The sequence below is a fragment of the Kitasatospora sp. NPDC004531 genome (assembly GCF_053602195.1).
This window is the reverse complement of sequence record NZ_JBSGDD010000008.1, coordinates 103,707-129,811: the sequence shown is the minus strand read 5'-3', so window position 1 is coordinate 129,811 and position 26,105 is coordinate 103,707. Positions and strand designations below refer to the sequence as shown.

Here is a 26,105-nt window from a genome sequence, read left to right as displayed (position 1 = left end):
CACCCCCAACGGTCCGGATCAACGGGCAACACCGCACATCCAACCGCGCGCAGCACCAACCCGGCGAACCATCCCGGTCAAAGCACTAGCTCCGGAGTGTCCATCGCGGCGGGCGCGGGCAGGTCCTTGCGCCGCTTGCCGTCCGCGCCCAGGACGTACGGGCGCAGCTGCTCGTCGAAGCCGACGGTGAACGTCCGCGCGCCGTAGTCGACGACCGTGGTGCCGTCGGCGGCGAGACCGAGGTCGGGCACCAGCCGGTCGGCGAGCTGCTCGGCCGTCAGACCGCGACTCTCCGCGATCTCGGTGATCTTCTCCCGCGCTCGTGTCTTCAACGCCTTGAACTTCACCCGCTGCGCGATGCTGTTCAACTGCATCAGCGCGACGTCGCTGCCGATCGCCGCCAACACCTCCAGGCCCTCCACCGCCCGGTGGTGCGAACCCTGACCCGGCCACTCGCGCAGCACCGGGGCCAGCCGGCGCGCGGTCCCGTCGTCGCCCCACTCGCCCAGCACGAACAGCGCCCAACTGTCCGACGAGGGCATCCCCGCCTGCCGCCACTCCTCGAACACCGCCCAGACGAACGCCGCCGCCGACTCCGGCCGCAGCACGTCCGCCACCAACGGCAGCCCCGGGTACGGGTCACGCAGCTTCGACAGCGTCATCATGGTGACCACCTGACGCACCGCCGACCTCGGCAGCGCCGCATCCGAACGCAGCACCAACTGCGGGAGCCCGCCGAGCAGCAGCCACTCCGGGAACTCCGGCATCCGCGCGGGCAGCGTGGTCACCAGCAGGTCCGCGTCCAGGGCCTCCGCCACCACGGCCGCCACCGGATCGCCGAAACGTTCCCGCACCGCCGCCAGCAGCACCTCAGCGCCCCGCTGCGCCGCGACCAGCCGCAGCGCGTTCTCCGCTGCCTGCCGCGCCTTGCCGGCCCTGCCGACCGCCTTCGGCACCAGCAGCAGCGCACCCGCCACACCGTGCCGGGCGAACCACGAACGAGCCGTCGCCCGCTGCGACTTGAGACGCACCAGGGCGTCCGCCATCACCGCTGCGACGGTGGCGTCCCGGAACGGCAGCAGCAGCGGCACGACGTGGGCGGGCTGCGCCGCCGCACCGACGTGCAGCAACGGCAGCGCGGCCAGGCCGAACCTGGCCACCACCGGCCGAAGCGACTCCGCCGAGTCCCAGTAGTCGCCGGGCCGCCACTCGGCCAGGTACGGGCCGACGATCTCCGCAGGGCCGTGCCTGAGCAGCTCCGCGCCGTACCAGACGCCACCTGCCTCGGTCAGGTACTTGGCCGCCTCGGCGGCCCAGTCGAAGCTCGGGCCGAAGTCCCACGGGCCCTCCCGGTGGGCCAGCCACTGCTCCCGCTCGCCCTCCTGCCACACCAGTCGGGCGGGATCGTCGGCGACGATCCCGGTCAGCGCCTTCGGCCTGCGGGTCGGGCGCGGACGCGTCCACGGCGGTGAGGCCAGCAGCTCCGGCAGTGCGGACGCCGCCGCCTCCGGCACCCGCTGCGGCGCTCCCTCGGCCAGGGCGGCGACGAACTCGGCGGTGTCGGCGTCCAGTTGGGCCAGCACCTCGGGCAGGTGCGGGCGCAGCACGCCGAGCTGGCGGACCAGCAGCTGCCGCGCGCTCGCGGCCTCCGCGCCGACCCACTGCCGGGCGGCCTCCGCCAACAGCCGTACCGCGCGCACCGGGTAGCGGTGCATGGCACGCAGCAGGCCGGGCCGGACGTGCCGGATCGAAATCCGGTCGAGCAGCACCCGGAACGCCTCGTCGCTCGGGAACTCGGCGGTCTGGAGGGCGAGTTCACGGAGCCGGTCGGTGTCGTACTGGGTGTCCAGGGCGCGTCCGAGCAGCGACACGCTCGCGGCGCCCAACGCATCGGCGAGGGTGGCGAGTTGACCGGAGGACCAGTCGAACCAGGAGAGTGCCGACTGCCGCTCCAGCCGGGCCAACTGGTCGGCGGTGCCGACCGAATGCAGCAGCAGCGCGTACGAGACCTCGCTGATCCGGCGGTGCGCGGGCAGCTCGTCCAGGCACTCGTCCATCCAGCCCGGGACCTCCGGGGCGAGGAACACCGTCGCCGCCCGGCGGTCGCGCCTGGTCCGGATCGCCGCCAACTCGGCCAGCACGGAACGGTATTCGTCCTCGTCGGCGAGCGCCAGCGCCTGCCGCACCTCGCGGGCCAGGGCGAACGCGAACTCGGTGCCGCGCAGGTCCCGGCGGCCCGCGCCCTCCGAGACCAGGCCGGCCCGGTGGTGGTTCGGCCGGGCGCAACCCGCGTCGAACTCGAAGGCGGCGACCGTGGCGCGGGCCGCGAAGCCCAGCCCGAAGCGGGCGATCCAGCAGTCGAAGACCTCCTGGAAGCCGCCCTTCTGCCAGGTCTCGCGCTGCATCGCCGCGAGGGCCGCCGCTCCGATCGCGTCCGGCATGCCCCGCAGGTGTGCGCGGGCGGCCCGCACCAAGTACCGCTCGGATGCCCGCTCTTGGAGTACCTGGTCGATCCAGGCCTCGTTCTTGGCGATCCGCAGCCCGTCCAGGTCCTCGGCCACCGCCGGGTCCATCACCGGCCGGGCCGGTCCGACCGGCACCCCGCCGCCACGGCGCGGCACCACCAGCGGGTACCAGGACGCGGGCAACGTGAACGGGCCGTCCTCGTGGGGGAGTTCGGCGAACTCGACGTCGTGGGGGTCGTCGGTGTCGTCGGTGGGCCGGGCAGCCTCGGAAGGCGGTGCGGTCGGAGCGTCGGTGGCTGCCGCCTCGCGGTACCCCTTGCGCTCCTTCTTCGCGATCTGCTGCGCGAGATGCGCCTCGGCGGCGGCCGGGTCCGCGAGTTCCTTGGCCTGGGCGCGCCCGGCGGTGCCGATCCGGCCCTGGCGGATCCGTACGGTCGCGCCGTCGGTCGCCGCTTCCCAGAACTTCGCCGAACCGTCCCCGACCAGCTCCCAGCGCCGCACTTGCCCCTCCACAAACACCGATGGCTCCGGTGGCTGCCACGGTCGGCCGGCCACCGGAGGGAACACTAGCCAGCAGTTCCGACACCGCCGGGCGCAGCGCGAGCCGCCCGGCAGCGGTTGGGATCGGGACCGGATCGGGACCGGACCCCCGGAGCGGGATTCAGGCCCGGGGGCGGGACCCGATCCGGAGCGGGGTCCGGGCCCGGACCCGGATCAGGCGCCGCGCTCCGGCGAGTGCCCGGCCAGGGTCTGGGTGGCGATCACCGCGGCCTGCACCCGGCGCTCGACGCCGAGCTTGGCCAGCAGCCGGGAGATGTGGTTCTTCACGGTCTTCTCGGCGAGGAAGACCCGCTCGCCGATCTGCCGGTTGGTCAGGCCCTCGCCGATCAGCGCGAGGATCTCCCGCTCCCGCTCGGTCAGGTTGGGGAAGTCGGGGGCGGGCGCCGGGGCCTCGCCGCGCAGGCGGGCCATCAGCCGGGTCGCCGCGCCCGGGTCCAGCATGGACTGGCCGGAGGCGACGGTGCGGATCGCGGTCACCAGGTCGGTGCCGGAGATCTGCTTGAGCACGTAGCCGGCCGCACCCGCCATGATCGAGTCGAGCAGCGCCTCCTCGTCGTCGAACGAGGTGAGCATCAGGCAGGCGAGTTGCGGCATCCGTGAACGCAACTCCCGGCACACCGAGACCCCGTCGCCGTCGGGCAGCCGCATGTCGAGCACGGCGACGTCCGGGCGCAGCGCCGGCACCCGGGCGAGGGCCTGCTCGACCGTACCGGCCTCGCCGACCACCTCCAGGTCGGGCTCGGAGTCCAGCAGGTCGTGCACCCCGCGGCGGACCACCTCGTGGTCGTCCAGCAGGAACACCCTGATCGGTGCCGAACCCTCGGACATGGCAGCAACTCCTCCTCGCGCGCCCGCGGCGGCCCGGACCGGCGTCCGGGCGCAGACGCCCTGCAGTCTGCCCCACGGTACCCGCCGCACACCGGGCCCCACCGCGCCCGACCGTCCCTCGGTCGGGACCGCTCGGCCCTTGACAGGCCGCGCCCGAAGGTACTCGCCCCGCTCCGGCCTGCCCGGGCGGAGCGGGGCGCGCGTGAACCCCGGCCGGGCGGGCAAACGGCGTGCCAAGCCCGCCCCAACGGGACGTCAAGCCGCCGGGACCGGCTCCGACCTGCGCAGATGGGGGACGTTACGCTCCAGCCTGCCCCGGACGGCGGCGGACGTGACCTACATTGACGTGGGAGTCCGCCCGGTGGGCCGGAGCATCCGGCGGCCCGGGGCTCCGATCCCACGACAGGAGCAGCACAGTGGTCGATTCCGCCCGCGCGGACACCGGCTCGGCGCGACAGCGCCTGCGGGCCTGGCTGCTGGAAGGCCTGTCGGACATGGCCAAGCAGCACCCCGGCCCGCACGCCCAGGCCACCGACCAGCAGCACGGCCAACGCTGGTGGCGGGTGATGTGCCTGACCGGCCTGGACTACTTCTCCACCCTCGGCTACCAGCCCGGCATCGCCGCCCTGGCCGCCGGGCTGCTCTCCCCGATCGCCACCATCGTGCTGGTCGCCGTCACGCTGCTCGGCGCGCTGCCCGTCTACCGGCGGGTCGCGCAGGAGAGTCCGCACGGCGAAGGCTCGATCGCCATGCTCGAACGGTTGCTTTCGTTCTGGAAGGGCAAACTGTTCGTTCTTGCGCTGCTCGGTTTCGCGGCGACCGACTTCCTGATCACCATCACGCTCTCCGCCGCCGACGCCACCGCGCACCTGGTGGAGAACCCGCACCTGACCAGCCTGCTCAGCGGACACCAGGTGCTGATCACCCTGCTGCTGATCGCACTGCTCGGCGGCGTCTTCCTGAAGGGCTTCAGCGAGGCGATCGGCGTGGCCGTCGTCCTGGTCGCGGTCTACCTGACGCTGAACGTGGTGGTGGTCGCCGTCGGCCTGTGGCACGTCCTCACCGCCCCGTCGGTGATCACCGACTGGACGCACGCCCTCAGCCTCGAACACGGCAACCCGATCGTCATGGTCGGCGTCGCCCTGGTGGTCTTCCCCAAGCTCGCGCTCGGCCTGTCCGGCTTCGAGACCGGCGTCGCCGTGATGCCGCACATCGAGGGCGACCCCGACGACACCGAGGACCGGCCTACCGGACGGATCCGCGGCGCCCGCAAACTGCTCACCACCGCCGCCGTGATCATGAGCTGCTTCCTGATCACCACCAGCTTCATCACCACGCTGCTGATCCCCGCCGACGCCTTCGAGGCCGGCGGCCCCGCCAACGGCCGTGCCCTCGCGTACCTCGCGCACCACTACCTGGGCAACACCTTCGGCTCGATCTACGACCTGTCGACCATCGCCATCCTGTGGTTCGCCGGCGCGTCCGCGATGGCCGGGCTGCTCAACCTGATGCCGCGCTACCTGCCGCGCTACGGCATGGCCCCGCACTGGGCGCGCGCCGTGCGCCCGATGGTGCTGGTGCTCACCGCGATCGCCTTCCTGGTCACCTGGCTGTTCGACGCCAACGTCGACAAGCAGGGCGGCGCGTACGCCACCGGCGTGCTGGTGCTGATCACCTCCGCGGCGATCGCCGTCACCATCGCCGCGCGCGCCGCCCGGCAGCGCAACTGGACCATCGGCTTCGCGATCATCGCCGCGGTGTTCGTCTACACCACCGCCGTCAACATCGCCGAACGCCCCGACGGCGTGAAGATCGGCGCCTGCTTCATCGCCGCCATCGTGCTGGTCTCGCTCGCCTCCCGCCTCGCCCGCGCCTTCGAACTACGGGTCACCGACGTGCAGTTGGACGAGGTCGCGGAACGCTTCGTGCGCGACACCGCGCACCGCACGATCCGCTTCATCGCCAACGAGCCGAACGGCCGCGACCTCGCCGAGTACCGCGACAAGGTGCACCAGATCCGCGCCGACAACGACATCCCGACCGAGGACGACCTGGTCTTCGTCGAGGTGACGGTGCTCGACCCGTCCGACTTCGAGGCCGAGCTGACGGTCCGCGGCGAGGTCCTGCACGACCGCTACCGGGTGCTGACGCTGGAACACTCCAGCGTCCCGAACGCGCTCGCCGCGATACTGCTGCACGTGCGCGACACCACCGGGCAGCTGCCGCACATCTACTTCGAGTGGACCGAGGGCAACCCGTTCGCGCAGTTCATGCGGTTCTTCCTGTTCGGCCAGGGCGAGGTCGCCCCCGTCACCCGCGAGGTGCTGCGCGAGGCCGAACCCGAGCGGGCGCGGCGGCCGCGCGTGCATGTGGGCTGAGGGCCGGCTGCCTTCGGAGAAGGGGTGCGGAAAGCGTTTTCCGGGCGGGCGGGGGAAAGCGTTTTCCGCCCGCCTGTCGTCAAGGACGGACGACGGAAGGGCCGCCGGCGGAAGGACCGCCGGCGGAAGGGGTGCCGACGTTCTCCCGGGCCCACGCGCCGACGCCGAGGCGGCCGGTGGTGCCGAGGTCGAGCTCCGGGGTCACCATCACCGGGGCGGCGTCCGGCGTCGCCCGGACCCGCAGGTAGGGGGCGTTCACCGGGGCCGAGGAGGCGTCGTTGGTGTTGCGCCACACCACCGTGGAGCTCGCCCCCTGCCCCGGCGCCAGCACGATCCGCTGCGGCGGCACGTCCGCGGTGGTGCTCATCGCGATCTCCGCACCGCCCTTCAGCAGCTGCACCAAGTCGACCTGCCGGTGCTCCTCGTCCAGCACCTGGACCTGCGGGTAGCCGTCCACCGTCACCGGCGACGTCCCGCAGTTCACCAGGTGCAGGCCCAGCGCCCGCAGGCCCATCGCCGACTCGCCCTCGTCCGCGTACAGCCGCACCCCCGACTTCGGGCACGGCCCGCCCTGGGACGGGGCCTCGGCCGTCGGCACGCTGCGCACCTGGACGATCTTCACCTTCGGGACGAGCCGCGCCCCCGGGGCGGCGAGCTGCCCCACTTCGATCCGGCCCACGGCGGTCGCGCCGGGCGCCACCGCCGTCACCGTGCCGGTGGGGTGGGTGTTCAGCCGCTCGTCGGAGGCCGTCCACGAGAACAGCACCGACATGTCGACGGCCTCGCTGCCCGTATTGGTCACCTCGAACTCCGTGCAGGTCTCGTTCGCCGCGAGGATCCGCACCCCGTCCCGCACCCAGCCCGCCGCCGGCTTCTCCGGCGCCACCCCGCACGGCCCGGCGCTCGCCGAGGGCGCGGCCGATCCGCCGCCGGCGGTCACCGTCCCGCACCCCGCGAGCAGCGCGGTGGCGGCGGCCGCGACGAGACCGGTACGGCCAATGCGGCCGGTGCGGACGGGGGCGGGCCGGGTGGCGGGCGCAGGCGTTGGCATTCGGCGAGTTGATCACGGGCCCGGCACGGCAGGCCGTGATCCGGGTCACATCGGGGGCAACAGCCGTGCAACGGTTGTCGGTCCACGATCGGCCGCCGGGCCGGCCGGGTCACATCGGCAGCGAGTGCAGGCGGACCGGCCCGTCCGGCCAGGCGGCGTCGGCGGTCAGCGGCGTCCACATCGCGCCCAGCGGGACGGGCGCCGGTCCGGCCGGCTGGTCGGCGACGACCGGCTCGGGGAGCGGGAACCAGCCGAGGCGGGCGTAGAGCGGGGTGCGGTCCGGGAGGCAGAACAGCAGCGCCCGGTCGAGGCCGTCCGCGCGGGCGGCGTCCAGCGCGCCGGTGACGGCGAGGCGGGCCAGGCCGTGCCCGCGCAGCGCCGGGTCGACGATGACGCCGCCGATGCCCGCCACGTCGAACCGCTCGCCGGCGACCTCCACCGGGGCCACCACGAACCCGGCGTGCGCGACCACCCGGCCCTGGTGCCGGACGCCGAAGTGCCGGTCCTTGGGCCGCCAGGTCACGTCGAACGACCCGGTCTCGAACGGGTCGTCCGATCCGCCGCCCAGCGCCCGGACGTCCGGCCAGCCCCAGTCGGCGAGTTCGGTCGCCGGTGCGAACTCCGGTGCGTCGCCCATCGGTTCATGCCTCCGTCGGTGCCGGTTCATCAGGTGCGGGTTCATCGGATGCGGGTTCATCGGGTGTAGGCGTGGGTGCGGGCGGGCGCTAGCAGTCGCATCCGCAGCCGTCGCACCCGCAGCAGCCGTCCTCGCAGGAGCAGCAGTCGCAGCAGCCGCCGTCGCAGTTGCTGCAGCAGTCGCAACAGTCGCAGCAGGAGTTGCGCTGGCAGAAGCCCTGGCGGCGCTCCCGGGAGAACGGGTCGGAGTGCTCGCAGCACAGCAACTGGCAGGTGCAGGCCATGGTCAGCCAGACCGCGCAGCCCACGACCGTGTCCCGGCGCGGCTTCTGCGGCCCGGTCGGCGTCTCCGGGCCGGCCGGGGCATCGGGGTCCGCCCCCGGCGGGGCGGTGCTCGCGCACACGTGACCGGCCCGGCCGAAGACCCGGTCGACCGCCGCTCCGGTCTCGTGCGCCAGCAGCCGGTGCACCAGTGCGCGGTCGGTGAACTCGACCTCTGCCAGGGCGAGTTGGATCCCGCGCACGGCGTCCCGACAGAGCCGCTGCGCCTCCTGCTGCGAGGTGTCCGACACGGTCAGCGGATTCCACAGCCCCTGGGCCTCGTCCTGCTGCCGGTCCTCGGCCGCGTCCAGCAGGTGCGCCAGCCGTCCGAACAGCCGGCCCGCCTCGGCGAGCGCGGCCGCGTTGTCCGGGCGGCCCGCCAGGACGGCCGTGTGCGCGAACGCCGCCGCCGTCGCCTCCTCGGTCGGCGCGGTCGCCAGCAGCAGCGGGCCGCCCGCCGTCACCAGCCGCTCGGCCTCCTCCTGCCGTCCGGCCGCCGCCAGCAGCACGCCCGTGTCGAAGCCGACGGCCGCCGCGCTGCCCGTGCTCTGCCGCTCCCAGCGCCGGGTTATTCGCCGCGCCCCCGCCGCGACCGGCCGGCGAGCGAACACGCCGTCCCCGTCCAGCACATGGTCACGGACCTTCACCGACGCCAGCGCCAACGAGACCGCCGCGGCCAGCCGCGCCCCCTCGCCCTGCGCCACCGGCGCCGTCCGCATCCCGCGCAACGGGCACGGCCCCGCCGTCCGCCGGGAGGAGGCGCGCGGCGACTGGGCCTCCACCAGCACCGAGATCACCAGGCCGTCGTAGTTGGTCGCCGTCCGCGCCAACTGCCCGTGGTCGTCCCGCAACGCCAGGCACAAGCCGCACAGGTGCGCCATCCAGGAGGCGTGCAACCGCTCCGACAGCCGATGCCGACACGGCCTGATGATCCCGAACAATGACGCCCCCTCGATGTGCCCGACCGCCTCGACCGGCCGTCATCCTAGTGACGCCCCCTCGCCCCGCAAGGTTCCGGGCCCTCGCGCGGGCGGGCGGCCGCGGCGATCTGCGGGGAGCGAAGATGATCGAGTCGCTGATCGACCTGGTCGGAATCGGTCAAATTCGGACATCCCCGCGAGCAGTACCTCGAAACGGGACACCGGCGACGCGGCAAGGTGCCGTCCAGGACGGCCGACCACTCCGACGGTCGGCCGATCGGTTCCGCGCCCGGCGGAAGGCCGGCGGACGCGCGGCGGCCCCGGAGGACACGGCGCCACTCGCAGCCCCGGCGAAGTTCGCCGTCGAAGGGTGACCGGGCCTTCGTGGGCCCGGGGCCCTGTCGGCTCGTCCGGGTCAGGCCGCCGGTGTCGCGGCCAGGCGCAGGATTTCGGCGGCTACGGCCTCCGGGCGCGGGGCGGTGGTGACGGTGGCGACGGTGTCGAGGGCGGGGTGGGTGCCGACGCGGACGGCGTGGTGGGCGTGGCGGAGCAGGGTGAGGTCGTTGATGTCGTTGCCGAAGGCGTTGTAGTGGGTGATGCCCAGCGAGGAGAGGGCCTCGTGCTTGTCGGTGGTGCCCGGCGCGAAGTCGATGATCGCCTCGTCGAGGTGGTGGTTGACGGACAGCCCGAGGGCGCGACAGGACGCGGCGAGGCCGGGCAGGTCGGTCGCGGAGACCACCAACAGCTTGACCACGGCCGGGAGTTCGGCGAGCGTGACGCTGCGGGCCAGCCGGTTCGGGTCGACCCGGCCGAGGATCGGGTGGTCGGCGGGGCCGGTGTACGCGTAGTCCCACGGGCCGTCGGCGAGGTAGCCGGCCCCGAAGCGGTCGAGTTCGGCCAGCAGCTCGGCCAGCCGGCCGGCGGAGAACGCGGCCCGCATCCGGACCCGCCCGCCCACCGACACCAGGCTGCCGTTGCCGCCGATCAGCGTCGCGCCGGGGAACGCGCCTTCGAGGACGGGCAGCAGGTCGCGGATCGGCCGGGCGGAGGCGAAGACCAGCTCGTGCCCGGCCCGCTCGCAGGCGTCGAGGGCCGCCCGGATGCGGGCGTCGATCGTCCTCCCGTCGAAGCAGAGCGTGCCGTCGATGTCGAAGACCGTGGTGCGGGCAGGAGAGATGATCATGGTCGGAGCGTAACGAGTCGGACGCCGCGCCCGGCCCCCGCCCCCTGCTCAGGCGGCGGGCCCGCCGTCCGGTCCGCCGGTGAACAGCAGCCCGGTCGGGGAGGCGAGCTGCCACGGACGCGCCGGGCCGCCCGGGCCGGGGTCGGGGGCGACGGCCAGCGTGTGCCCGGTGTCGAAGGCGAGGTGCAGGCCGCCGGCGGGCGTGACGGTGGCCCGGGTGACCGTGGCGTGCGCCAGCGGGCCGAGCGCGCCCGACGCGGTGACGCCGAGCGCGGGGTAGAAGTGGTCGACCTCCGCGCCGCGCAGCAGCCGGAAGTCGTTGCGCACCGTCAGCAGCAGCCCGCCGTCCAGGTGGAGCACCAGCCGGTCGCCGCCGCCCAGCGACCGCACCGCGCACCCGTCCAGGCCGAGCCCCGAACCCGCTTCCGGCTCCGACCCGCGCTCCGTCGAACGTTCCATCCGTGCCTCCCTGCCATCGAGACCGCGACTGCCCACGCGCTGATCCGGTGCCCGCGCCCGCTCCGACCCCGCGTCGGTCGGCGACACCGCCCGAGGCATCCTGCCCGGTGCACCGCCCCGGCTACCCGCACGACCCGCCGGGCGTGGCGACCTGCGGCGAACCGGACTGCGGCACGCCGTTCAGCAGCTCGGCCGGCCCCGCGCCGGGCGGGAGCGCGCGGGTGGCCAGGCACGCGGCGAGCCGCAGCGCGCCGGACGGCGGCAGCAGCCGCCGCGCCTCCTCGGGCGTGAACAGGCCCCACTCGGCGATCTCCTCCTCCTGCGTCCGGACCGTCGACAGCAGCGCGGACGACACCGTCCCCCCGTCGAACACCAGGACGGTGCGCGGGAGTTCGCCACCCACGGCGGACATCCAGTCGATCGCCAGCAGTCGGCCCGGCTCGCGGTGCCAGCCCAGCTCCTCCAGGGTCTCCCGGCGGGCGGCCTCCCGGGGCAGCTCGCGGTCCGCCTCGATCGAGCCGCCCGGCAGCACCCACGGCGACTCGCCGTTCCACGGAACCAGCCGGACCAGCAGCACCCGGCCCCGCTCGTCCGTGAACAGCATCCGCGCCTTCCCCCGGATCCGCGGCCGCGACGCGTAGTACGCCTCCCGGTCCATCGGCGGCGGCGGTGCGGGCCGGTCGCCGCCGGGCGGCAGCAGCGCGGCGATCCCGGCCGGGCCGGTGTACGCGGGCGCGGGCCAGGCCCGCAGGTGCAGGGCGGAGTGACCGGCCGGCAGCCCGTCCGCGAGCTCCAGCGGCGCGGCCGAACGCGGCGCCCGCAAGCACGACCCGACTCGCCGGGACAGCAGCGGCGGCAGCGCCGTCAGCACCTGCTCCGGCGTCAGGTGCACCAGCGCGTCCAGTTCCGCCGCCTCCAGCCGGATCGCCGCCCGCTGCGCCTCGGTGAGCGGGTCGGCCCAGTACAGGAACGCGGCGACGGGCGGCCGGCGATGGTCCCGCGACCAGTCCAGGCAGGCGAGTTCGCGCAGGACCGGGGTGATGCCCAGCTCCTCCCGGATCTCCCGGACGGCCGTGTGGCGGGGCGACGGGTCGGACGCCTCCCAGCCGCCGCCTGGCAGCGCGATCGGGTGCTCCGTCCGGTACGACACCCGGGCCGCCAGCACCCGGCCCCGCTCGTCGGGGAACAGCACCCCCGCCGCCGCCAACAGTCCACGCCCTGTCATCGCCAACCCCCTCGCCCGGTCCGTTCCGTCCCTCTCAGGATGCCCAGTACGGACGGGAGAGCGACGTCAAAGGCGACGAGCCCGCGACCGACCGCGGGGGTCGGTCGCAGGCTCGTCGTCGCGGTGCGGGTCAGGCGTTGGAGCCGGCCTCCTGGAGCTGCGCGTAGGGCGCGAGCTTGCGGATCGACTCGATGCTCTTCAGGCACTGCTCGCGGGACTCCTCCGGTTCCCCGGTCACCACGATCGCGCCGTTGCTCGCCTTCAGCCGGAACCGGTGGTTGCCCAGCTCGTCCACGTACAGTTCGAACTTCCCAGCCATGCCAGTGAATCCCTCTCGCTCGGGGTAGGCCCCCCGCAACGGCACCGTAGGGTCAAATCCCTTGCGCGGCACGTCAGATGACCCATCCGAGTGGAGCGGTTGGGCGAGTGGGGTGGTGGTTCGGGGCCGGACGCGGGAAACCGGCGGGGATCAGTTCCGGTCGGCGCCGAAGACCATGCGGTGGCCGCGCGCGGTGTCCATGTACTCGCGGACGCGGTGGATCAGGCCGTCGCGGAGCTCGAAGACCAGGCAGTAGTCGTTGGCGTAGTGGTTGCCGTTGGCGAGCGTCGCGGTCATGGTCTCCTCGACGATCACCCGCTCGCCGTCGGCGTGGAACCCGTGGAAGGTGACGGCGACGTCCCGGACGAACAGGCGGGGGAAGTCCTCGGCGAGGAAACGCGCGATCGCCTGCCGGCCGATCATGTGACTGGGGCAGTCCAGGGCGACGGCCGTCGCGTTCCCCGGCGGCGCCAGCCACTCGGCGTCCTCGGTGAAGACCGCGCAGATCCGGTCCGTGTCGTGGCTGGCGAACTCCTTCCACGCGTGCTGAACGATGTCGCGGCTGTGTGCTGGCATGGGCGCGAGGCTAGCCCGGCGCCGGACGGGGAACCGGCGGGTTTCGGACATCATCACCCGCGGCCGATCAGCCGCGGGCCGGTTGGGCGCACCCGGGCCGGCGGCGGGCGGGGCGGTGGACGGTGGTGGACGGTGGTGAGCGGCGTCAGGCCGGGGGCTCGCGGGTCACCTCGGTGGCCGGGCGGTCGGTGCGCAGGCCCTGGTAGCGGGGGGCACGGAGGCGGCCGTCGCGGGTCCACTCGGTGAAGCCGACCTGGACCACGAGTTCCGGGCGCACCCAGTGCGAGCCGCGCGCCGGAACGTCCTCGGCGGGGTCGAACGGGCTGTTGAAGGAGGCGAGTTGAAGCAGGGCTCGGTGCAGCGCGTGCAGCGTGCGGGTGTCGAAGCCGGTGCCGACCTTGCCCGCGTAACGCAGGCGGCCGCGGTCGTAGTAGCCGATCAGCAGGGCACCGAACGCCTGCCGACTGCCCGCCGGGTCGGTCCAGCCGCCGACCACGAACTCCTGCCCCGACTCGCACTTGAGCTTGAGCCAGTCGCCGGACCGGGCGGCGACGTAGCGACCGGCGGCGCGCTTGGCGATCAGGCCCTCCCAGCCGTGGGCGCACGCCTCGGCGAGCGGGACGGGCACGCCCGGCTCGGCCGGGCTGAACTCGGACAGGCGCAGCGGCGGTCCGAACTCGACCGCTTCGGCGAGGAGTTGTTTGCGGTCGAGCAGCGGGAGCCCGGTGGTGTCGTGCCCCTGCAGGGCCAGCAGGTCGAACAGCACGTACTCGACCGCGACGCCGCTGGCCAGCGCCCGGGCCGGGTCGTGCAGCCCCATCCGCTGCTGGAGTCGGGCGAAACTGGTCCGGCCGCCCTCGAAGGCGACGATCTCGCCGTCCACCGTGAACCGGGGCACCGGCTGTGCGGCAAGCGCCGCCACCAGCTCCGGGTAAGCGCTTTCCAGTTGCTGTCCGGTCCGCGAACGCAGGCTCACCCGCTCCCCGTCCCGCACCGCCACCGCCCGGATGCCGTCCCACTTCCGCTCCAGCACCCACCCCTCGTCGAACACCCGCCGGGCGCTCGACACCGCCAACATCACTCCGCTTCCGCTCACCCCGCCAGCCGTTCCCCACCCGCGACACCCGCGACACCCGCGAACCCGCCCCTCACCCACCCGGCGGCGCGCCACGCCCGACCCGATCGGCCCACAACCGTACGAGCCCCCGCAGACCCGACGCGTCCGCCGCGGGCCTCGGGGCCGCGGCGCGCAGCGTGCTCGGCCGCGACGGCGCCGGGTCCGTCGGCCACCCGGAGAGCCCCGGCGACAGGCGGCTCAGAAGCGGAAGGCCTTGACCACCGCGTGCCCGGCCGCTGCGGCCCGCGCGTAGAACGCGGCCAACTCCCGGTGCTGGGACAGCCGGTAGGCCCGGTCCTCCGCCACGTCCCAGTGGACGACCCGGATCTGCTCGGCTGCCGCTGCCCAGAGCGCGTCGAAGTCGGCCTCGGCGAGGTAGGACGCCGTTCGGCCCACCTGTGCGGGCGTCAGTACCGCGAACGGCGGGTTCCCGTCCTCCGGGAAGACCACGGTGCCGCCGTACACCGGGAGCGTCCGGACGTCCGAAGGGTCGTCATCGGCCGGCAGGCCGCCGGTGTAGAGCCGTGCATGGAAGTCGAAGTCCTTATCGATGACATGGGCGACCCCGGCCGCGCACTCCGCTGCGCGCCGCTCCCACGCGGCGGCCATGTGGTCGGCCAACCACCCTGGTTCGACGACGAGTTCGGTCGGTGGGACGGCGCGGAAGTGCTGGTGGTAGCCCATGGGAATCCTTCGGCGGAGCGGGGTGCGGTCGGACCGGCGGCACCCTATGCGCTGCCCCGGACAGGCTCAGGTCCGCAAGGCGCGTTCCAGCGGCGAGCGGCGGGCGACGAAGGCGCGGCAGACGGTGGTGGCCCGGCAGCCGGGAGCGGGCCGTCATCGCCACGTCCCAGACCGGGCGGACCGGCGCGGCCAGGTCGAAGTCGATCAGGGCGGCCGCCGTTCCGCCCCGGAAGACCACGCGCCCAGGCGGGGTACGGCAGCACGGCGACGTCGCCCGGCAGGAACGCCAACTGCTCGCACCCGTCACGGGGTTGAGCCACCGGCACCGGCGCGTCCGGGCACCCGCCCGCCCGCACCACCGCACCGGCGTTGGCCGGCCCGCCGGTCAGCGGTTCCTCGGTCACGCTGCGCCCCTGCTCCGGCCGGCCGGCCGGGCCGTCAGGCGAGGCGGGCCGTCACGGTCTTGGGGCGCTGGTAGTCGCGCAGGGCGAGGGTGGACAGGTCGGTGCCCGCTCCGCTGGATCGGCGGCCGCTGTGCGGGAGTTCGGCGGACTGGGCGAGGTGGCAGTTGAGCCAGACCTCGCCGGCGCAGATGCGGTCGGTGAGGGCGAGTCCGGTGGTGAGGTCGGTGGTCCAGACGGAGGCGGCGAGGGCCTGCGGGACGGATTCGGCGAGGGCGACGGCCTCGTCGAGGTCGGCGGCGCGCTGGACGGTGAGCAGCGGGCCGAACACCTCCTCGACCACGGCGGGGTCGTCGCCGGGCAGGTCGGCGAGCACGGTCGCGGGCCGCCACAGCCCGTCGGCGCGGCCGGGGGCGGTCAGCACGCGTCCGGCGGCGCTCGCGGCCAGGATCCGGTCGTAACGGGCGGCCTGGTCGGGGTTGTTGAGCGGGCCGAAGTCGTGTCCGGCGCGGCGCTCGGCCATCGCGGCGGCGAGCGCCGTCACGGCGTCGTCGTAGGCCGGGTCGAGGACGATGACGCGCGCGGGGGCGGCGCAGCTCTGGCCGGCGTTGTAGGTGCAGGCGGCGGCGAGCTGCTGCCAGGTGTCGGCAGGTGCGTCCGGCAGCACCAACACCGGGCTGTTCCCGCCGAGTTCGAGGCTGACGGGGGTGAGGCCGGCCCGGGCGGCGATGTCCGCGCCGGCGGTGGGGCTGCCGGTGAAGGCGATCAGGTCGCAGCCGGCCGACACCAGCAGCCGGCCGGTCTCCCGGTCGCCGGGCAGGGCGGTCAACACGTCGGGGCCGAGGGCCTGTTCGGCGTGTGCGGCAAGCAGCAGGGCACTGTCGGGGGTGGTCTCGGCGGGCTTGAGGACCACCGGGTTGCCGGCCGCGAGGGCGGGCGCGCAGCGCCAACCGGCCATCAGCAGCGGGTAGTTCCACGGGACGACGGCCGCGACCACGCCGACCGGCTCCCACCGCACCCAACTCTGGTGACCGTCCAGGTAGTTGCCGGCAGAGGGGGAGGTGCCGGCCCGGGCCGCGCCGCCGTAGAACCGGAACAGGTCGGCCACCTCGGCGATCTCGCCGCTCGCCTCGGCGGCGGGCTTGCCGGTGCCCGCGCACTCGGCGGCCAGGTAGTCGTCCGCGTGGTGCTCGATCAGGTCGGCGAGTGCGGTGAGGCGGCGGTGGCGTTCGCGCGGGGTGAGCGCGGCCCAGCCGGGCCGGGCCGCGCGGGCGGCGGCGACGGCGGCGGTCACCTCGGCGGTGCGGCCGGGCGCGAGGGTGCGGCGGACGGTGCCGGTGCGGGGGTCGATCAGGTCCATCGGTGCTGCTCCAGAGGTCACAAGGTCACAAGTCGTAGGCGCGCAGCCAGAGTTCGAGGGTGAGCAGCAGCCACAGCTTGCCGCCCTGGCGGGGCAGCAGCAGTCCGCCGCCGCGCATCCAGGTCTCCACCGTGTCCGGCCGGAACAGGCCCCGGGCGCGGGCGGTGGGGCCGAGCAGCAGGTCGCCGGTGAGCTCGGCGAGCGGGCCGCGCAGCCACTGCTGCACCGGTACCCGCATGCCGCTCTTGGGCCGGTAGGTGACGGTGTCGGGCAGCAGGTCGCGCACCGCCTCCTTGAGGATCCACTTCTCCTCGGTGGCGCGGAGTCTGAGCGCGGGCGGGGTGGCGAACGCGTGGTCCACGACCCGCCGGTCGAAGAGCGGCGAGCGGCCCTGGACGCCCTGCGAGGCGGTCAGCCGCTCCACCTTGGTGAGGATGTGGTGCGCGCCCTTGGTGCGCAGGTTGCAGTGCAGCAACTGGTCGAGCAGCGTGGGCATTCGGCGGTCGTCGAGGTACGGCGCGACGTGCCGGCGCGGGTGCGCGTCCGGGCCGAGCGCGTCCAGGGCGGCCAGCGCGTCGCCGGTGAGCAGCACCGGCAGGTCCTCCCAGCACTTGCGGTAGGTGTGCAAGTAGGCGTCGGCGCGGGCCTGTTCGGACGGATCGTCGCGGACCAGCTCGAACACCAGCATCGCCAGGTTCTTCGGCCCGCCGAACACCGGGTCGCCGCCCTCGCCGTTCAGCGACACGCTCAGCCCGTCGCCCGCGACGGCCTCGGCGAGCATCAGGTTCGGCACCGTCAGCGGGTCGCCGACGGGGCTGTCCAGCAGTGCGACGGTGTCGGCGAGGCGGGCCGCGACCTGCTCGCCGGGCACGGTCAGCACCCGGTGCCGGGTGCCGCAGTGGGCGGCGACCAGACCCGAGTAGCCCAGCTCGTTGGGGAGTTCGTTGCCGAAGCTGATCGAGTAGGTGTGCACCGGCCGGTCGTGCAGGCGGGCGGCGAGCGCCGTCACCAGTGAGCTGTCCACGCCGCCGGACAGCAGCACCGCGACGTCCTGCCCGTCCGGCAGCCGGCGAGCGACGGCGCGCTCCAGCAACTCCCGTAGCTCCACGGCATGCTGACGTTCCGTCAAGTCACTTGCCACAGCGCTCGGTTCCCAGAACTCGTCGATCCGTACCGAGCCGTCGGGGCGCAGCCGGGTGATCCTGCCGGGCAGCAGTTCGGACACTCCGCGCAGCAGCGTCTCGGTGCCCGGAAGGTAGGCGAAGGTGAGGAAGGAGCGGACGGCCGAGAGGTTCAACCCGGTGTCCACGTCGGGGAGTTCGCGCAGGGCGCGGAGCGAGCTGGAGGCCGCCCAGCCGCCGTCGCGGGTGCGGCAGTGGAACGCGGTGCGGGCGCCGGTGTGGTCGCGGATCAGCACCAGGTCGGGGCCGTCCAGCACCGCGAGGGTGAACATGCCGTCCGCCGCCCGCAGCCCGTCGGAGCCGAGTGCCAGCCAGCAGCGCAGCAGCAACTCCCCGTCCGCGCAGTCGGGTTCGGCGGGGTGCCCGGCGGCGGCCAGTGCGGCGTGCAGTTCGTCCCGGTTGTGCAGGGTGACTTCACCGACGGCGGTGCGGCCGTCCACGGTGAACGGGCCGTCCGCGAAGCCGGGCAGATCGGTCAGCAGGGCGGCCGTCACGGTGCGGCCGCCGGAGCTGAACGGGCCCGCCACCAGGCCCGGTTGGGGACGACCGTCGGCTCCTTCGGGCAGCGAGAGGACGGTGTAACGGGCCGGACGGAGCGCGGTGCGCACCGCCAGGCGGGGCGACTCAGCCAAAGTCGTCCCCGTCCCAGGCGTCGCCGTCCGCCGGGTGGTGGCCGTCGCCGCCGTCCCCGGCCGTGCCGAAGCCGGCCTGGTCGGCGAACCCGTCGTCGCCGTCGTCGAAGCCGCCGCCGCTGTCCCCGCCGCTGCCGTCCCCGCCGCCGCCGTCGCCGCCCGAGGAACGGGCGCGTTCGGCCTCGCGGCGCAGCTCCTCCTCCTCGTCCGCCGACAGGATCTCCGGCGCGTACTGGACGGCTGCGATGCCCGCGCCCAGGCCGAGGGCGCCCAGCACCACGCCGAGCCGGCCCGGGAAGGAGCTGCGGTTGACCAGCACGTGGTCGCCCCGGCCCCACACGGTGCGGCCGTAGCCGATGTCGCGCCCGTAGCCGGTCCGGCCGTCCGCGTGGGAGCGCTTGACCAGGTCGCGGCCGAGCCGTTCGTCGGTGCCGGAGTCGCCCCGGTCGTCGCGCCAGTGGATCTTGCCGTCGGCGCCTCGGGTGCGCCATTCGCTGCGGCCGTCGGAGTACCGGCGGTGTACCGTGCCGTCGGCCAACAGCTCGTCGCTGTAGGTGATTTCGGGTGGCTGGTTCATTCGTCCAGGTCCTCGGGGGTCAGGGCGTCGGCCAGGTCAGGAAGCCGGTGTCGCGGGCCCGGTTGGGCGCGGCCGGACGGGCGGGCGGGGCGAAGCCGCCGCCGCGGACGGTGCGCAGCACGGTCCGCAGCAGCCGGGCCGGGCGGACGGCCGTGAGCTCCGCGACCCGGCCCCCGGCCAGCCAGGCCCGCTCCGCGGCGGGCAGTTCGGGCGGCAGGTCCGCCGGGTCGCACCGGGGCCGACCGGCGAGCGCGGCCAGGTGCAGGGCGGCGGCGTGGCGCGGCAGCAGCCCCATGGTGCGGACCCTCAGCCGGGGGCCGGCGTGTTCGCGCACCCGCCGGAACAGCTCCAGCCCGGCCGGGGAGGCGTCGTGCAGGACGTGCACCACCGCGCCCTCGGCGCGCTCCAGCGCGGCCAGCAGCCGGGCGTCCAGCGGCAGCCGGTCGGCCGTGAGGATCGGGCAACCACCTTCCAGGTGCAGGCGGTTGGCGAGCAGCATCGCGGCGATCGACCGGTCCTGGCAGACCAGCAGCCGGGGGAACGCGTAGTCGTACAGGTCGCCCTGCGGCCCCGGCCGGTGCGGGCGTGGCTCCACCAGGTCCGGCAGCACCGGGAGTTGGGGGTGCCGGGCGAGCGCCGCCGCGAACCGCTCGGCGGACAGCAGCGGCCGGGTGGTGTACCGCAGCCGGTGCGGCCCGCGGTGCAGCGGGAGCAGGGAGCGGTCGGTCTCGTAGTACAACTGGCGTGCTGTGTAGGCCAGTTGGCCCGGGTTGGCGCAATGTTCGGCGGCGCGGAGAACGGCCCGGTCGAGCAGGCGGTCGGGGATCGGGCTCAGCCGGGGGCTCATCGGGCACCGCCGTCCGTGGTCGGGGCCGTCGCGAAGCGTTCGGCGGGCAGCGGGGGTCGGGTGGTGCGCCGGGGTCGGTGCGGGCTGTTTGTCGCGAGGCCCAACCGGCCGGTGGTAGCAGTGCGTTCGGCGGTTCGGAGCGCGGCTCGTTCGGGTGTCGGGCTCAGCCGGGGGCTCATCGGGCACCGCCGTCCGTGGTCGGGGCCGTCGCGAAGCGTTCGGCGGGCAGCGGGGGTCGGGTGGTGCACCACGGCCGGTCCGGGCCGTTCGTCGCGAGGTCCAACCGGCTGGTGGCAGCGGTGCGTTCGGCGGGTGTCGGGATCGGGCGGGGCGTCATTGGGCACCGCCGTCCGTGGGGAGGGCCGTCGGCCAGGTGAGGAAGCCGATGTGTTCGGCGCCGGAGCCCGGCACTCGCCGGGCGGGGATGAAGGCGGCGCGTTCGACGGACTTCGCGGCCAGGACGAGCAGCCGCGCGGGCCGCATAGTGGTCAGCGGCGAGTGGAAGCCGGCCGCCAGCCAGTCCCGTTCCTGTTCGGTCAGCCGCTGCCAGCCGGGTGCGGTCGCGAGTTCGGACGGTATTCGTATTCGGCCCGGCGGCCGGTCGCGCAGGCGCACCGCCTTCGCGGGCTCGAAGACCGAGCGCGGAGTGAGCCCGCCGTCCACCACCCGCCGCCCGGGCAGGGCGGCCCGGACGGCCACCGTGCGGGCCAGCGCCTGCAACGACAGGTCGCGCAGCACCACCACCGGCAGACCGTCCGGCACCTGCGCCAACTCCGTTGCCAGCAGTACCTGGTGGCGCTCGGCGAAGTCGTTGGCGCGCAGGAAGTCCACGACGGTCGGGACTTCGCACAGCACCACGGCACGGGCCTCGACCGCGCCGCCCGCCGTGGCGGGCGGCGAATCCGCCAGCACCTCGTCCGGCAGGCTGCCGTAGACCTCGCACCAGCGGTCGAGCACCTGCAGCTGGAACCGGACCGGCGACAGGCGCGGACGCAGCGGGGCGCCCGCCCGGATGCGCCATGCGGTGACGAAGTCGCGGATCGAGCGCGTGGCGGCGGCCGCTCCGAGCAGGCCCAGCGGAAGGAACACGGGCCCGCCGACGGCGGCCACCACTGCGCCGGCCACCGACGCGAACACGGCCATGGCGGTGCCGATCACGACATGGCGGCGGCAGACGGCGGGGCCCGGGAAGCCGTACAGGCGGCGCTCGTTGAGCCAGTACAGCTGCTCGGTGGTGATCCGCAGGCGGCCCTCGGTGCCCTTCGCCACCAGTTCCCGGAACTTGAGGTCGTGCAGGCGGCCGGGCTCCTCCTTCGGGTCCAGTGCGAAGGTCCGGCGGCAGCGTGCGCAGCGGTGCCCGCGCCGGGCGCGCCGGCCGACGTTCTCCCGGCAGTGCGGACAGATCACCGGGCACCGTCCGCGGGCGGGGCCGACGGCCAGGTGAGGAAGCCGACCCGCTCGGCGCGCCGCCGGGTCTGCTCGGGCGTCTCGGCGGCGGGCGCCGCGACGCCCGGCCCGGCGGCCCCCCGGTCGGCCGCGGGCGCGGCCAGGGCGCGCTCCACGGCCTTCTCGGCCAGCGCGTACAGCTTCGGCGGCGGCAGCGTGATCAGCGGGCAGGACCACCCGCCGAGCAGCCACTCCCGCTCCTGCTCGGACAGCCGCTGCCAGCCCGCGGAGGCGGCCAGCGCCGCCGGGGTCGGCCGCGGTCCCGCGTGGTCGCGCAGCCGCACCGCCCTGGCCGGCGCGAACACCGTGCGCGGCAGGAGGCCGGCGTCCACCACCCGGCGGCCGGGAAGCTGCGACCGGAGCCAGACCGTGCGGGAAAGCGCTTTCAGGGACAGGTCGCGCAGCACCACCACCGGCAGGCCGTTCGTCACCTGTGCCAACTCCGTTGCCAGCAGCACCTGGTGGCGCTCGGCGAAGTCGTTGGCGCGCAGGAAGGCCAGTACGGCGGGGACTTCGCACAGCACCACGGCACGGGCGTCGGCCTTGCTCGGCTTCGAGGCGCTCGGCGGGTGCTCGGTCAGCCCGGCGGGCAGCTCGCGGTAGACCCGCTGCCAGCGGTCGACCACCCGCTGCTGGAAGTCGTTCGGCGAGACCTGGGGGCGCAGCGGCGACTCGGACTTCAGGCGCTTCGACCCGACGAAGTTCTTCACCGCGAGCAACGCGAAGACCACCCCGATCGGGCCGAGCAGGATCCACGCGAAGCTGCCGATGGCGAGCGCGATCGAGAGGTCGGCCACGGCGAGCACCGCCTGCGTGACACCGACGAGGACCGATCCGGCGTACTCCTCGGCGCGCGGAAACCGGTGCAGGCGGCGCTCGTTGAGCCAGTACAGCTGCTCGACGGTGATCTGCAGCCGGCGGTCGCCGCGGCCCTTGGCGACCAGGGTGCGGAACTTGGTGTCGTGCAGCCGGCCCGGCTCCACCTTCGGGTCGAGTGCGAAGGTCTTGCCGCAGTCGGCGCAGGTGTGCCCGGTCCGGCGGCGTTGCAGCAGGTCGTTCTGGCAGTGCGGACAGATCATCGGGCGTTCCCCCGGTCATCGGGCGTGCTCGATCGGCGAGTTGGGGTGGGGCGAGGTGAGTGGCGGCGAGCGGTGGACGCCGGCCTCACCGGGAGTCCTCCAGTGCCGCGGCGATCCGGTGCAGCCGGTGCGCCAGGCGCTCCCGGACGCTCACCGTACCGACCCGCTGCCGCGACGTCACCTCCCGCAGGGCGGCCGCGAGTTCGTGCTCGCCGCGCTGCTCGGCGACCTGCGCGGTGATCGCGTAGTCCTCGTGGTCGATGCCGTAGCCGGTGTTCGCGGCGAGGATCGCGAGCCGGTTGCCGCTGCGGTTGCCGAACGAGTGCGGCATCAGCTCGGGGATCCGGATCAGTGTGCCCGGCGCCAGCTCGACGGCCACCACCCGGCGCCGGCGCGCGTCGTACAGCCCGCAGGACGCCGGTCCGAGCGCCAGCACCAGGTGCTCACCGCCGTGCGCGTGCGGGGTGAACGCGGTGTGCGGGGCGACCAGGCCCAGCTTGTAGGTGGCGTTCGACGGGCGCTCGGGCGAGGTGGCCGCGTCGCCGATGAAGTAGTGCGCGTACTGCTGCTCGTCGATGAAGCGCAGCAGGCCGCTGTCGGGGTCCTGCGGGCCGAGTTCCCGCACCCCCGCCCGGTCGGCGCGCAGCACCCGCCCGTCCGGGCGCAGCCGGAACAGTTCGGCGCCGTCCGGCAGTCCGGCCGCCAGCCGTTCCAGGCCGCGCATCCCCCCGCGTATCGACACTCACGACCCCCTCGTCGGTGCTCTGCCGCGATGCTACCCGGGCTGCCGGGGGCGCTGACCAGCGGGATACTCGAACGGATGTTGAATTCTTCGGAGGTGAGCGCCATGCCCGCGACCGCTGCCGCATCCTCGGGACCCCGCCCGGTACGGGGGACGTACGCCTGGCTGACCGAGAAGCACAACTCCTCGTTGGTCCTCCTGCTGGCCCTCTCGCTCGGCCTGGCCCTGGTCGCGCCTCAAGTGACCCAGCTGTGGCTGCTGATCGTGTTCGCCGTGGTGTGGGGCGTGACCGTGGTGGCCTTCGTCTCGCAGTTCTGGGGCCGCCACGAACACGCCCACCCGCATCAGCCGCGTGCCCGCCACGCGGCCTGAGCACCCGCACCGGCCGGGTGCCCGCCACGCAGCCTGAAACGGTTCGAACCGAAGGGCTCAGCTGCCGGACCACACCGTGGTGATGTTGCAGAACTCGCGGATGCCGTGACCGGACAACTCCCGCCCGTAGCCGGAGCGCTTGATCCCGCCGAACGGGAACGCCGGGTGGGAGGCGGTCATCCCGTTGAAGAACACGCCGCCCGCGCGCAGGTCGCGCACGCAGCGTTCCCGGTCGCTGTCGTCGCGTGTCCAGACGTTCGAACTCAGGCCGAACGGTGAGTCGTTGGCGATCGCCACCGCCTCGTCCAGGTCGCCGGCCCGGTACACGGTGGCGACCGGGCCGAACGCCTCCTCGTGGTGGATGCGCATCCGGGGCGTGACGCCGGTGAGCACCGTCGGCAGGTAGTACCAGCCGTCGGCGAGCGCGGGGTCGTCCGGCCGGGTGCCGCCGCAGGCCAGGCCCGCGCCGTAGCGCATCGCGTCGGCGACCAGCTCCTCCAGGTCGGTGCGGCCCTGCTCGGTGGCGACCGGGCCGACCTCGGTGGACTCGTCCATCGGGTCGCCGACCGTGAGCGCCCGCATCCGCTCGGTGAAGCCGGTGAGGAACTCGTCGTACACGTCGGCGTGGACGATGAAACGCTTCGCCGCGATGCAGGACTGGCCGTTGTTCTGCACCCGGGCCGTCACCGCCTTCGCGATCGCGGCCGGGAGGTCCGCCGAGGGCAGCACCAGGAACGGGTCGCTGCCGCCGAGTTCGAGGACGGTCTTCTTCACCTCGTCGCCGGCCACCCGCGCCACCGCGCGGCCCGCGCCCTCGCTGCCGGTCAGCGTCACCGCGGTGATCCGCTCGTCCCGGATCACCGCCTCCACGGCGCGGGACGGGATCAGCAGCGTCTGGAAGCAGCCCTGCGGGAACCCGGCGCGGGCGAACAGGTCCTCCAGCGCGAGGGCCGTGCGCGGCACGTTCGACGCGTGCTTGAGCAGGCCGACGTTGCCGGCCATCAGCGCGGGCGCGGCGAACCGGATCACCTGCCAGAACGGGAAGTTCCACGGCATCACGGCCAGGACCGGGCCCAGCGGCCGGTAGCGGACGAACGCCGACGCGCCGCCGGAGTCCGCGACGTCCTGCTCCGCCGGGTGCTCGTCGGCGAGCAGCGCCTGCGCGCGGTCCGCGTACCAGTGCATGGACTTCGCGCACTTGGCGGCCTCGGCGCGGGCCTGGGCGAGCGGCTTGCCCATCTCCAGGGTCATCGTGCGGGCGATCTGCTCGTTGCTCTTCTCCAGCAACTCGGCTGCCCGGTGCATCAGTTCGGAGCGCTGCGCGAAGGTGGTCAGCCGCCAGGACTCGTACGCGGACTGGGCGCGGGCCAGGCGGGCCTCCACCCCGGCGTCGTCCAGCGGGTCGAAGACCTCGACGGTGCGGCCGTCGGCCGGGTTCACGGTGGCGATGGGCATGGAAAAGCACTCCCTCCTCGGAGCCGCCCGGCCTTTTCCGGGCGGGGGCGGACCTCGAAGGGAGCGAGGAGGTGGAGACAGGAATCGAACCTATGTGCGCGGCCCTGCAAGCCGCTGCCTTGCCTCTCGGCCACTCCACCGGGCTCCCTCGCGTGAGTCAAAAATTAGCAGCGCGAAACGCGTGATCAACGCCGCGACGCACCGGAGTGTCGTGCGGAATCCGGGAGTTGGGCCGGGCGGGAGCATCGCGGTGTGATCAGCAGCTGATCGCCCCGGGGTGGTGGAGCCGTACCCTGGGCGGCGTGCAGATCGACGACCTCAAGCGCCTCCGCCGGGCCCGCGACACCATGGACCGCGACTACGCCGAACCGCTGGACGTCGCGGCGCTGGCCAAGGTGGCGCTGATGTCCGTCGGCCACTTCCAGCGCAGCTTCCGCGCCGCGTACGGCGAAACCCCGTACAGCTACCTGATGACCCGCCGGATCGAGCGCGCCAAGACCCTGCTGCGGCGCGGCGACCTGTCGGTCACCGAGGTCTGCATGGCCGTCGGCTGCACCTCGCTCGGATCGTTCAGCACCCGCTTCACCGAGCTGGTCGGGGAGAGCCCGAGCGCCTACCGGGCCCGCGACCACAGCGCCGCCGAGCACATCACCGCGTGCGTCGCGATGTACCTGACCCGCCCGATCCGGGGCACCGACACCGGCCGACCGGTCACCGGCCCCGACCGACCGGCCTCCGACGGCCCGCAGCCGGTCAGGAACGGAGAAGCGGAAGCGCGCGCCGATCAGTAGCGTCGGGGGCATGGACATCAAGCTTTCGCAGTGCTTCATCGCCGTCGACGACCACGACGCCGCGCTCGGCTTCTACCGGGACGCGCTCGGGCTGGAGGTGCGCAACGACGTCGGCTTCGAGGGGATGCGCTGGGTGACCCTCGGCTCGCCGACCCAGCCGGACGTGGAGGTCGTGCTGGAGCCCCCGGTCGCCGACCCGGGCGCCACCGACGCCGACCGGCAGGCCGCCGCCGAACTCCTCGCCAAGGGCCTGCTGCGCGCCGTCAACTTCCGCACCGCCGACTGCGACGCCACCTTCGAGCAGATCCGGGCCTCCGGCGCGGACGTGCTCCAGGAGCCCATGGACCAGCCGTACGGGGTGCGCGACTGCGCGTTCCGCGACCCGGCGGGCAACATGGTCCGCTTCGCCCAGCCGCGCGGCTGACGCACGCCCCGACGCACGCCGTGGCGGGTGCCGTCCGGGATCGTCCCGGGCGGCACCCGGCCGGAGGCCGGCGAC

The 26,105-nt window shown here is 74.2% G+C and carries 24 protein-coding genes, 1 tRNA gene and 1 pseudogene; 4 read left to right on the top strand and 22 right to left on the bottom strand.

The genetic code is table 11. The annotated features are described in order from the left end of the window. Positions 1-77: 77 nt before the first annotated feature. Together ACWEMJ_RS06465 and ACWEMJ_RS06460 are read right to left on the bottom strand one after the other, a co-directional pair. The gene (locus ACWEMJ_RS06465) at positions 78-2,966 is read right to left on the bottom strand and encodes a WGR domain-containing protein (protein WP_452135827.1); all 2,889 of its coding nucleotides are present in this window, start codon (positions 2,964-2,966) and stop codon (positions 78-80) included. A 213-nt stretch (positions 2,967-3,179) separates the two neighbouring features. Beyond that, the gene (locus ACWEMJ_RS06460) at positions 3,180-3,854 is read right to left on the bottom strand and encodes a response regulator (protein ID WP_452135826.1); all 675 of its coding nucleotides are present in this window, start codon (positions 3,852-3,854) and stop codon (positions 3,180-3,182) included. A gap of 494 nt (positions 3,855-4,348) precedes the next feature. Here ACWEMJ_RS06460 and ACWEMJ_RS06455 point away from each other — a divergent pair, with 494 nt between their 5' ends. Continuing rightward, positions 4,349-6,232 carry an amino acid transporter gene (locus ACWEMJ_RS06455; protein ID WP_452135831.1) on the top strand — a complete coding sequence of 628 codons (1,884 nt, stop codon included), beginning with the start codon at positions 4,349-4,351 and terminating at the stop codon, positions 6,230-6,232. 79 nt (positions 6,233-6,311) lie between these two features. On the opposite strand, the gene ACWEMJ_RS06450 is transcribed toward ACWEMJ_RS06455, so the two are convergent. The 18 genes and pseudogenes from ACWEMJ_RS06450 to ACWEMJ_RS06365 form a co-directional block, all read right to left on the bottom strand. Further along, complete coding sequence (locus ACWEMJ_RS06450) at positions 6,312-7,283, bottom strand: DUF4232 domain-containing protein (protein WP_452135825.1); 972 nt, start codon at positions 7,281-7,283, stop codon at positions 6,312-6,314. 109 nt (positions 7,284-7,392) lie between these two features. Next, a complete protein-coding gene (locus ACWEMJ_RS06445; RefSeq protein ID WP_452135824.1) occupies positions 7,393-7,920 on the bottom strand; it encodes a GNAT family N-acetyltransferase in 528 nt (175 codons plus the stop codon). Between the two features lie 88 nt (positions 7,921-8,008). Next, positions 8,009-9,181, bottom strand: a complete 1,173-nt coding sequence (locus ACWEMJ_RS06440) for a DUF5685 family protein (RefSeq protein ID WP_452135823.1) — start codon at positions 9,179-9,181, stop codon at positions 8,009-8,011. 394 nt (positions 9,182-9,575) lie between these two features. Beyond that, complete coding sequence (locus ACWEMJ_RS06435; RefSeq protein ID WP_452135822.1) at positions 9,576-10,343, bottom strand: HAD hydrolase family protein; 768 nt, start codon at positions 10,341-10,343, stop codon at positions 9,576-9,578. A 48-nt stretch (positions 10,344-10,391) separates the two neighbouring features. Beyond that, entirely contained in the window at positions 10,392-10,802 is a 411-nt protein-coding gene (locus tag ACWEMJ_RS06430; RefSeq protein WP_452135821.1) for a DUF6188 family protein, read from the bottom strand. Positions 10,803-10,923: 121 nt separating this feature from the next. Continuing rightward, on the bottom strand, positions 10,924-12,027 hold the full coding sequence (locus ACWEMJ_RS06425) for an NUDIX hydrolase (RefSeq protein ID WP_452135820.1): 1,104 nt from the start codon (positions 12,025-12,027) through the stop codon (positions 10,924-10,926). Between the two features lie 130 nt (positions 12,028-12,157). Beyond that, positions 12,158-12,346, bottom strand: a complete 189-nt coding sequence (locus ACWEMJ_RS06420; protein WP_452135819.1) for a YegP family protein — start codon at positions 12,344-12,346, stop codon at positions 12,158-12,160. A gap of 150 nt (positions 12,347-12,496) precedes the next feature. Continuing rightward, positions 12,497-12,922, bottom strand: a complete 426-nt coding sequence (locus ACWEMJ_RS06415; protein WP_452135818.1) for a nuclear transport factor 2 family protein — start codon at positions 12,920-12,922, stop codon at positions 12,497-12,499. A gap of 145 nt (positions 12,923-13,067) precedes the next feature. Beyond that, positions 13,068-14,018, bottom strand: coding sequence for a non-homologous end-joining DNA ligase (gene ligD / locus ACWEMJ_RS06410; protein ID WP_452135817.1), 951 nt, complete (start codon positions 14,016-14,018; stop codon positions 13,068-13,070). A gap of 219 nt (positions 14,019-14,237) precedes the next feature. Beyond that, the gene (locus tag ACWEMJ_RS06405) at positions 14,238-14,723 is read right to left on the bottom strand and encodes a DUF1877 family protein (protein WP_452135816.1); all 486 of its coding nucleotides are present in this window, start codon (positions 14,721-14,723) and stop codon (positions 14,238-14,240) included. A gap of 133 nt (positions 14,724-14,856) precedes the next feature. After that, positions 14,857-15,127: pseudogene (locus ACWEMJ_RS06400) on the bottom strand (hypothetical protein); the annotation flags it as partial. A gap of 34 nt (positions 15,128-15,161) precedes the next feature. Continuing rightward, positions 15,162-16,484 (bottom strand): aldehyde dehydrogenase family protein, encoded by a 1,323-nt coding sequence (locus tag ACWEMJ_RS06395; RefSeq protein WP_452135815.1) that lies wholly within the window; start codon positions 16,482-16,484, stop codon positions 15,162-15,164. A 25-nt stretch (positions 16,485-16,509) separates the two neighbouring features. Further along, positions 16,510-18,297: an asparagine synthetase B family protein gene (locus ACWEMJ_RS06390; RefSeq protein ID WP_452135814.1), complete on the bottom strand. Its 1,788-nt coding sequence runs from the start codon at positions 18,295-18,297 to the stop codon at positions 16,510-16,512. Then, complete coding sequence (locus tag ACWEMJ_RS06385) at positions 18,290-18,874, bottom strand: hypothetical protein (protein ID WP_452135813.1); 585 nt, start codon at positions 18,872-18,874, stop codon at positions 18,290-18,292. The genes ACWEMJ_RS06390 and ACWEMJ_RS06385 overlap by 8 nt, the downstream gene beginning before the upstream one ends. 19 nt (positions 18,875-18,893) lie before the next feature. Next, entirely contained in the window at positions 18,894-19,721 is an 828-nt protein-coding gene (locus tag ACWEMJ_RS06380; RefSeq protein WP_452135812.1) for a hypothetical protein, read from the bottom strand. Positions 19,722-20,054: 333 nt separating this feature from the next. Continuing rightward, positions 20,055-21,128 (bottom strand): hypothetical protein, encoded by a 1,074-nt coding sequence (locus ACWEMJ_RS06375; protein WP_452135811.1) that lies wholly within the window; start codon positions 21,126-21,128, stop codon positions 20,055-20,057. Further along, on the bottom strand, positions 21,125-22,246 hold the full coding sequence (locus ACWEMJ_RS06370) for a hypothetical protein (protein ID WP_452135810.1): 1,122 nt from the start codon (positions 22,244-22,246) through the stop codon (positions 21,125-21,127). Before ACWEMJ_RS06370 ends, ACWEMJ_RS06375 begins: the two co-directional genes overlap by 4 nt. Before the next feature lie 85 nt (positions 22,247-22,331). Beyond that, the gene (locus ACWEMJ_RS06365; RefSeq protein ID WP_452135809.1) at positions 22,332-22,988 is read right to left on the bottom strand and encodes a cupin domain-containing protein; all 657 of its coding nucleotides are present in this window, start codon (positions 22,986-22,988) and stop codon (positions 22,332-22,334) included. Between the two features lie 105 nt (positions 22,989-23,093). Here ACWEMJ_RS06365 and ACWEMJ_RS06360 point away from each other — a divergent pair, with 105 nt between their 5' ends. Further along, positions 23,094-23,360 carry a hypothetical protein gene (locus tag ACWEMJ_RS06360; protein ID WP_452135808.1) on the top strand — a complete coding sequence of 89 codons (267 nt, stop codon included), beginning with the start codon at positions 23,094-23,096 and terminating at the stop codon, positions 23,358-23,360. Positions 23,361-23,417: 57 nt separating this feature from the next. Here ACWEMJ_RS06360 and ACWEMJ_RS06355 read toward each other — a convergent pair whose 3' ends face one another. Together ACWEMJ_RS06355 and ACWEMJ_RS06350 are read right to left on the bottom strand one after the other, a co-directional pair. Beyond that, positions 23,418-24,815: an NADP-dependent succinic semialdehyde dehydrogenase gene (locus ACWEMJ_RS06355; protein ID WP_452135807.1), complete on the bottom strand. Its 1,398-nt coding sequence runs from the start codon at positions 24,813-24,815 to the stop codon at positions 23,418-23,420. A 69-nt stretch (positions 24,816-24,884) separates the two neighbouring features. Beyond that, positions 24,885-24,955: transfer RNA gene (locus ACWEMJ_RS06350), tRNA-Cys, on the bottom strand. 207 nt (positions 24,956-25,162) lie between these two features. On the opposite strand from ACWEMJ_RS06350, the gene ACWEMJ_RS06345 reads away from it, so the two are divergent. Together ACWEMJ_RS06345 and ACWEMJ_RS06340 are read left to right on the top strand one after the other, a co-directional pair. After that, the gene (locus tag ACWEMJ_RS06345; protein ID WP_452135830.1) at positions 25,163-25,606 is read left to right on the top strand and encodes a helix-turn-helix transcriptional regulator; all 444 of its coding nucleotides are present in this window, start codon (positions 25,163-25,165) and stop codon (positions 25,604-25,606) included. Between the two features lie 10 nt (positions 25,607-25,616). After that, positions 25,617-26,030, top strand: a complete 414-nt coding sequence (locus ACWEMJ_RS06340) for a VOC family protein (RefSeq protein ID WP_452135806.1) — start codon at positions 25,617-25,619, stop codon at positions 26,028-26,030. Positions 26,031-26,105 lie beyond the last annotated feature (75 nt).

Coding starts and splice junctions, on each gene's coding strand:
- ACWEMJ_RS06425 (WP_452135820.1), bottom strand. CDS start 12,027: ATGACAGGGCGTGGACTGTTGGCGGCGGCGGGGGTGCTGTTCCCCGAC.
- ACWEMJ_RS06445 (WP_452135824.1), bottom strand. CDS start 7,920: ATGGGCGACGCACCGGAGTTCGCACCGGCGACCGAACTCGCCGACTGG.
- ACWEMJ_RS06370 (WP_452135810.1), bottom strand. CDS start 22,246: ATGATCTGTCCGCACTGCCAGAACGACCTGCTGCAACGCCGCCGGACC.
- ACWEMJ_RS06430 (WP_452135821.1), bottom strand. CDS start 10,802: ATGGAACGTTCGACGGAGCGCGGGTCGGAGCCGGAAGCGGGTTCGGGG.
- ACWEMJ_RS06405 (WP_452135816.1), bottom strand. CDS start 14,723: ATGGGCTACCACCAGCACTTCCGCGCCGTCCCACCGACCGAACTCGTC.
- ACWEMJ_RS06385 (WP_452135813.1), bottom strand. CDS start 18,874: ATGAACCAGCCACCCGAAATCACCTACAGCGACGAGCTGTTGGCCGAC.
- ACWEMJ_RS06420 (WP_452135819.1), bottom strand. CDS start 12,346: ATGGCTGGGAAGTTCGAACTGTACGTGGACGAGCTGGGCAACCACCGG.
- ACWEMJ_RS06355 (WP_452135807.1), bottom strand. CDS start 24,815: ATGCCCATCGCCACCGTGAACCCGGCCGACGGCCGCACCGTCGAGGTC.
- ACWEMJ_RS06360 (WP_452135808.1), top strand. CDS start 23,094: ATGCCCGCGACCGCTGCCGCATCCTCGGGACCCCGCCCGGTACGGGGG.
- ACWEMJ_RS06345 (WP_452135830.1), top strand. CDS start 25,163: ATGGACCGCGACTACGCCGAACCGCTGGACGTCGCGGCGCTGGCCAAG.
- ACWEMJ_RS06340 (WP_452135806.1), top strand. CDS start 25,617: ATGGACATCAAGCTTTCGCAGTGCTTCATCGCCGTCGACGACCACGAC.
- ACWEMJ_RS06450 (WP_452135825.1), bottom strand. CDS start 7,283: ATGCCAACGCCTGCGCCCGCCACCCGGCCCGCCCCCGTCCGCACCGGC.
- ACWEMJ_RS06460 (WP_452135826.1), bottom strand. CDS start 3,854: ATGTCCGAGGGTTCGGCACCGATCAGGGTGTTCCTGCTGGACGACCAC.
- ACWEMJ_RS06435 (WP_452135822.1), bottom strand. CDS start 10,343: ATGATCATCTCTCCTGCCCGCACCACGGTCTTCGACATCGACGGCACG.
- ACWEMJ_RS06455 (WP_452135831.1), top strand. CDS start 4,349: ATGGCCAAGCAGCACCCCGGCCCGCACGCCCAGGCCACCGACCAGCAG.
- ACWEMJ_RS06415 (WP_452135818.1), bottom strand. CDS start 12,922: ATGCCAGCACACAGCCGCGACATCGTTCAGCACGCGTGGAAGGAGTTC.
- ACWEMJ_RS06380 (WP_452135812.1), bottom strand. CDS start 19,721: ATGAGCCCCCGGCTGAGCCCGATCCCCGACCGCCTGCTCGACCGGGCC.
- ACWEMJ_RS06395 (WP_452135815.1), bottom strand. CDS start 16,484: ATGGACCTGATCGACCCCCGCACCGGCACCGTCCGCCGCACCCTCGCG.